The organism is Mesorhizobium sp. M1312 (assembly GCF_040318115.1).
In the GTDB taxonomy this organism is placed as follows: Bacteria; Pseudomonadota; Alphaproteobacteria; order Rhizobiales; family Rhizobiaceae; genus Mesorhizobium.
Genome location: NZ_JAMYLQ010000073.1, coordinates 1 through 5891 on the forward strand (window position 1 = coordinate 1; position 5891 = coordinate 5891).

General features: G+C 57.9%; 9 protein-coding genes. 7 read left to right on the plus strand and 2 right to left on the minus strand.

The window, feature by feature from the left end; translation table 11 throughout:
• Window positions 1-181: 181 nt before the first annotated feature.
• Together NKH36_RS34260 and NKH36_RS34265 are read right to left on the minus strand one after the other, a co-directional pair.
• Window positions 182-676: a DUF2243 domain-containing protein gene (locus NKH36_RS34260; RefSeq protein ID WP_352966214.1), complete on the minus strand. Its 495-nt coding sequence runs from the start codon at window positions 674-676 to the stop codon at window positions 182-184.
• 385 nt (window positions 677-1061) lie between these two features.
• Window positions 1062-1487 carry a DUF983 domain-containing protein gene (locus tag NKH36_RS34265; protein WP_352966215.1) on the minus strand — a complete coding sequence of 142 codons (426 nt, stop codon included), beginning with the start codon at window positions 1485-1487 and terminating at the stop codon, window positions 1062-1064.
• Window positions 1488-1887: 400 nt separating this feature from the next.
• Here NKH36_RS34265 and NKH36_RS34270 point away from each other — a divergent pair, with 400 nt between their 5' ends.
• The 7 genes from NKH36_RS34270 to NKH36_RS34300 all read left to right on the plus strand — a co-directional run.
• Entirely contained in the window at window positions 1888-2067 is a 180-nt protein-coding gene (locus NKH36_RS34270) for a DUF3606 domain-containing protein (protein WP_352966217.1), read from the plus strand.
• Window positions 2068-2558: 491 nt separating this feature from the next.
• Window positions 2559-2840, plus strand: a complete 282-nt coding sequence (locus tag NKH36_RS34275; protein WP_352966218.1) for a response regulator — start codon at window positions 2559-2561, stop codon at window positions 2838-2840.
• A 79-nt stretch (window positions 2841-2919) separates the two neighbouring features.
• On the plus strand, window positions 2920-3096 hold the full coding sequence (locus NKH36_RS34280) for a hypothetical protein (RefSeq protein WP_352966219.1): 177 nt from the start codon (window positions 2920-2922) through the stop codon (window positions 3094-3096).
• Between the two features lie 240 nt (window positions 3097-3336).
• Window positions 3337-3846: a ferritin-like domain-containing protein gene (locus tag NKH36_RS34285; protein ID WP_352966220.1), complete on the plus strand. Its 510-nt coding sequence runs from the start codon at window positions 3337-3339 to the stop codon at window positions 3844-3846.
• 200 nt (window positions 3847-4046) lie between these two features.
• Complete coding sequence (locus NKH36_RS34290) at window positions 4047-4511, plus strand: hypothetical protein (RefSeq protein WP_352966222.1); 465 nt, start codon at window positions 4047-4049, stop codon at window positions 4509-4511.
• A gap of 107 nt (window positions 4512-4618) precedes the next feature.
• Window positions 4619-4843: a hypothetical protein gene (locus NKH36_RS34295; protein WP_352966224.1), complete on the plus strand. Its 225-nt coding sequence runs from the start codon at window positions 4619-4621 to the stop codon at window positions 4841-4843.
• Between the two features lie 337 nt (window positions 4844-5180).
• Window positions 5181-5891: endonuclease/exonuclease/phosphatase family protein (locus tag NKH36_RS34300; RefSeq protein WP_352966226.1), on the plus strand; the 711-nt coding region annotated here is incomplete at its 3' end.

Sequence of the window (5891 nt, forward strand, 5' to 3'; positions counted from 1 at the left end):
GTCCGAGGAGAAAGCTGGACACAAGGACTTGGTTACCTCCGTGGGTGTTACCGGCCGAACTTGCATTCGCCTCAGATGTTCCACGCTGCTGATGCGGATAAGAGGTGGACACGCCAGAGATGAAGCTGCGCATCTGGCATCTGCGCGGCGATCACGCTACTAGGCAGGCACCTCAACGCAACTAGCCTCGCGAGGCACGCCTGCCCTGCCTCCACAGCCTCCACCCGCCGACCAACATCAGCGCACCCCAAAGCAGGAAACCCAAATCCCAGTAGATCCATTGCTCCCGCGGGACGGTCTCGTTGACATGGTGGATGCCGAGGATCTGGTGATCCACCAGCCCTTCGACGAGGTTGAATAAGCCAAATCCGATGAGCATTGTGCCGACCAGCATCTTTCCCGACCACCAAAGCTGCGATTGATGCGCGGCGCGCCAGAGCAGGAGCAGCCCAAGCACAACGAACAGATAGGTGGCGGCGTGGAACAGACCATCGAGGAGCGTGTTGAATCGTAGGTTTTCGACGCTCTCTGCGGGATAGCCGGCGCTGGTTACCATGTGGTGCCACTGGAGCAGCTGATGAAAGACGATGCCGTCGAAAAAGCCGCCCAAACCAAGGCCAAACAGAATGCCTGCGAGCGTGGGAAACTGGTGGGGCTTCGCATCTAGGCTTGGCACAAGTTATTTCCTCCTCAAGGCGAACAAGCGCAACGCCGATGACCAACTTTCGTTGCCGCGGCCCAGCGGAATCCGTTCCGTTCACTCTGGCTAATGTAAGACGATCGCCGAGAATCGAATAAGAACACGAACAGGGCAAGGCCGCATTCGCCTTGCTGGCGGAGCCAGGCACGCAAAAGTATGTCGGTTCGGCCTTCATCACCCTGGGCCGCGACATGCGTGACCGACTATGGAAACGTGTCCAGGAACACGCCGATCCACCCCCCAAAGAGTTTAAGAAGCGGCCGGTTCCGTGCTGGGTATCAGCGACGAATAGGAGCCAAGGACGGAGTATTGGCGGGCTGAAAGGTGTGGTGGCTCTACATACGTCCTTGGCCCATGCACTTCACGTGATCGGCGGCCGCTGCCGATGGCGCTCGGCTTCGGCCGTATGCCATTCTCGGTCGATGGAGCCTTCCTCAGCCTTGTGGAAGTACTGAGAGCATAAAAGCCAGCCTTTGAGCGGTCTTAGCAATGCAACACACGCGCCAACGGTGAGGGGTAAGGTTGTGATCACATGCATCCAATAGGACGGCTCATACGTGAGCTGAAACCATAGCGCGAAAGCCAGCGCCGGGAATGCCACAATCGACATGGAAAAGAAGGCCGGGCCATCAGCCGGATCGGCGAACGAGAAATCCAATCCGCATACATCGCAATTCTGCGCCAGCTTGAGATAGCTGCTGAACAGATGCCCCTGTTGGCAGCGTGGGCAACGCGCCTTGATACCGGTTAGGACGGGGTTGGTCGTTTCATTGTAGTAGGTAGGCATCCTGCAAAACCACACCGCCCCGGCATTAGTTCCGAGGCAGGCTGCGTCCTTGTTGGGTTCGGCGACGAGGATAACTGGTTTTGCTCGCGCCAATGTCGCGTAGATAGCGCAGGCTTGAGGGAAGCTACCAACCCCTAGGTCCGCTCGCCGAACTCTGCCCCGTTTCCAGGCGGCGGGCGACGATCGTCGGGTGGAGTCTGGATGACCTCCGCGTCAATGCGGCCAAACTCCCGGCCGATTTGAAATGCCGCATACAGCGCGCCAAGACCGATTAGGAATCGAAGCATTTGAGATCTCCTTCGGCGGTAGAACTACACGGTCGGCAGTTAGTTCCACAGGGGCGGAACCACAACGTTCAACATTCGTTGCCACTGACTGCGGGCGAAGGAGGACGCAACAGATGGCGGACAAGAGGACGAGCGACACGAGCCGAGTTAAGAAGGGTGCAGAACTCGAAGTTGAGCACCTGGCGGAGGTAACAGACGTAACGCCCAAACAGGCGCGGGCACTGCTTCGCAAGCACGGCGCAGACTGGCAGCGGCTGAAGGACGAAGCTGAAGATTTGAAGAAAGACGAATAGTCGGGTTGTCGATCTCCGGCCGGCGCGAGCGCCAGCTTTGCCGTGGAAGTGTGGGGCGACCTGTGAAGTGTACGCCTTTTGAGACCACTCGTGACTCAAAATAGGCCGGCCCGGCAGTGATCATTGCACGCCTCGACCTTGTTTCGGCGGCGATCGGCCGGAGCGAGCGCATGATCTCCCAAAGTGTCCGTCCGGCATCCAGCATGCAGTCGACGATCGCATGACAGCCTGGCTCCATGTCTCTTGGCGCGGTGTGTTTTCGCTCGCTTTAACAAATGAGCATGCACTCTGGTCCGGACAGGCTTATGAAATTGGTTGCCGTGGTGTCAGCGCCTCGATGTCAACGATGATCATCGGCTCGTCCTCAACAATCAGTGCTAGTGGCTTTCTCATGTGCTCCTCCTTGCTGGGCAGGAGCACGACGTGCGTCCCTTAAACAGGCTGGCTTTGCGGTAGCCTCAGAGCCGAGTTGCGTTCGTGCAAGACAAATTTTGGCCCTGGTTGAGCCGGACGTCGTTATACTGGACGTGCTCTTGCAGGACGGCGTCAGCTCTTCGGTTGCTGAAGAACTCGTGGCCCGCAACATCCCCTTTGTGATTTATAGTGCCACGGACATCGAGGGCCGAGGTGAGGCCTTCAAGGCCGGAACTTTTGTTGAGAAACCTGCCGACGATTCCGTGCTCGTAGCTTTGGCGAGTTCGATGGCCAGGGCATCCGCGGCTGGCGAACACGCTTCCATCTGGATAAAATCTAGGCAAGTCGATACAGTGTGAGATCGCCAGCCACACACAATGGGCGCTGACGCTTGGGAGCGACCATCGGACTCCTGCCCCAAACGTAAGGCATTGTCTGATGGCAGAAGAAGCAGGGCGGGCCCGCCTGACAGACGACTATGTACGCTCACTTGCGCAGGAAACAGGTGCCACCGAGCAGCAAATACGCGACATTGTATCGCTGATCGGACTTGATCGTGCCTCGATCCTGAGAGAAGCGCGTCTCATGCGCCGTGATCTAGGGCCGAAACTTTAAGGCTTCACTGCGGTCGACTATTACGCACCTAGAACGGCCGGCCGGCCCGGATCATTGCGCGTGCGATCGCGAGCTGCGCTTCGACCTTAGCGTTCTCCTTTTGCGTCATATTGTCAGCGGCGGTCAACCGCCTCAAGGATCGCATGATCTCCTCGGGTTGGGCCGATCCACTCGACGGAACTAACTGTCTGTGGCGACGTTGCGCTGGCAGTAAAACTATGCTGACCAACGGAGACGGACATGACGGAGCCCAAAGAACGTCTGGTGCAGTGGCTGCGCGACGCTCACGCCATGGAAGAACAGGCCGAGACCATTTTGAGCGGCCAAATCGAGCGTCTGGAAAACTATCCCGAGATTCGCGACCGGATGAACACGCATCTCGAAGAAACGAGGCAACAGGCGAAACGTCTCGAACAATGCCTCGACCGGATTGGCGATGGATCTTCGACGCTGAAGGATGCCGGCGGTAAGATAATCGCCTTCGGACAGAACATCAGCGGCATTTTTGCAGGCGACGAGGTGATGAAAGGATCGCTAGCCAGCTACACGTTCGAGCATATGGAAATCGCCAGCTACAAGATGCTCATTGCCGCAGCCGGCGAGGTCGGCGATTCCGAAACCGAAAGCGCGTGCAAAGCAAACCTGCGCGAAGAAGAGGCGATGGCCGACTGGCTGGAAAGCAAACTCGGCGCGGTCACAACCGAGTTCCTCAGACGCGACGAGCGGGATTCTGACACCGCGAAACGGTGACGTAGGGGGACAACGGCCGTCTACAGAAAACGCTCACCCTCAGCGCGGTGCTCGAAACAGAACCACTGCGGCGTTTGCCTCGGCTTGGCAAATCCCCATTCGCTCGCCCGGAATGCCGAACTCGAGCGCGAGCTTGCCATGTCGCGGGCAGCTGTCTCGAGTGGCTTTTCTCGCGGCTTGCATAAGGCGCGACCCTAGCCATGGCAACAACAGCGGAGAACAATTTCCGGATCGAGGTTTGGGACCGCGAGGAGAACGCGCTTGTCGAGACCATCTGTCGATCGCCGGACTCATTTGTCAGCCAAGCGGCCTGGCAAACCGCCATCCGGCGTCGACCCGGCATGCTCCTGATCCACTACAACAGCCGGCATGTGGTGGAAAAGATCATCACCCCCGGCGAGCCAACAGTGCCGCCGCAGACCATCGTTGAGGGCAGCATACATGCCGGGCTGGACGTATCGCTGGGCGATCTCCGCGAATGGCACACATTACGCGCCTGGTGCAGAAACTGCTCGCACCATGCGGAGGTAAAGGCGCCGGCCCTCATCAGGCGCTACGGCAGGGACGCGCTGTTCAGCACGGTCGAAAGGGCATTTTCTGCACGATTTGCGAGCGGGGAGGGCCGGTTCGGCTGGAAATTCACAAGCTGCCGAGGAATTAAATAGGATGCAAAGATGCAGGACCTAATCGATTTTTTACAAACCAACTCGGCCCTGGTGCTGGCTAACCGAATACCGTTGCTACGTTCGCGGCCATTTTCGGAGGCGGAGGCTTGCTGGCCGGGCGTTACTTTCTGACCGAGCGCATCGCCAATCTGAAAAGCCGCATCGAAAGACGCGATGACGAGATTACGGCGCTCAAAGAGGGACGGTCATCCGAAGAGGAAGCAAATCTGCCGATGGTGCCCATGATAGCACCAAAGCCAACTGGGGAGAGCAAGAGATTGCGCCGCTCACTGGGAGTCTATTTATCCACACCGAAGACAAGATACGTCTAAGTCAGTCGTGATAGGCATTGTTGTCCAGCGAGTGGCCCCGTTACCGTTATGGCAGTCTGAAGGACGGCAGCGACGCATCAACTCTGCTGCTCAAGGGCGCCCTTGCTGATTTGAGAAACGTGCCCGTAGCGGATGTAGCTGGCGGCATTGGTTGCCCTGCTCTCCGGCCTCGGTCGCATTGAACCCAGCCTTCGATGGAACTGTTGCTGCTCCACATCGTTGGTCAATCAACTCGTTTCTCGCCGCCATCTATGTTCATCGGTTTCCGGCAGTCTGGGCAACTTAATTTGCATGCTCGATCAGACTCCATCGCTTCAACTTCGCTCGCAGCCGCTTGTTGCCAACAAGCACCAACGTCGATCAAGCGAACCGGGTTCCCGGCAGCGTGACGATCGCCTCTTATAACGTCCATAAATGTGTCGGCACGGATGGCCGGTTCGATCCGCAGCGGGTTGGTGATGTCATACGCGAACTAGGCGCCGACATTATTGCCTTGCAGGAAGTTGATGAACGTACGGGACCGCGGCAGGGCCTATTGGATCTCAAGACGATTCGACGAGAAACCGATCTGGTTAGTGCACACACGCCTGAGAACCTTGGACCCCATGGGTGGCACGGCAATTTGATACTAGCTCGCAAGGGAGTGGTCCAGGCTGTCAGCCTGGTAAGGTTACCTGGCCTGGAGCCACGCGGTGCTTTGATCGTCGATTTGGAGATCGAAGGCGTGGTCCTGCGGGTGATCGCTGCACATTTTGGATTACTCCGGCGGTCGCGCACCAAACAGGCCAACGCACTGCTTGAGGCGACGCGTTCGGTCCTAACGCCGACCATCCTACTTGGCGATCTCAACGAATGGCGGGTGCACAGCAGATCCTCGTTGCTGGCGCTACTGCCGCATTTTTGGTCCAATCCACACTGTGCTGCCCAGTTTCCCTTCGCGATTCCCTTTGCTTGCGCTCGATCGGATTCTGGCCAAACCACCAAGTCTGATTTCCAGCCTCGAAGTGCACCATACATCGCTATCTCGGATCGCCTCCGATCATCTGCC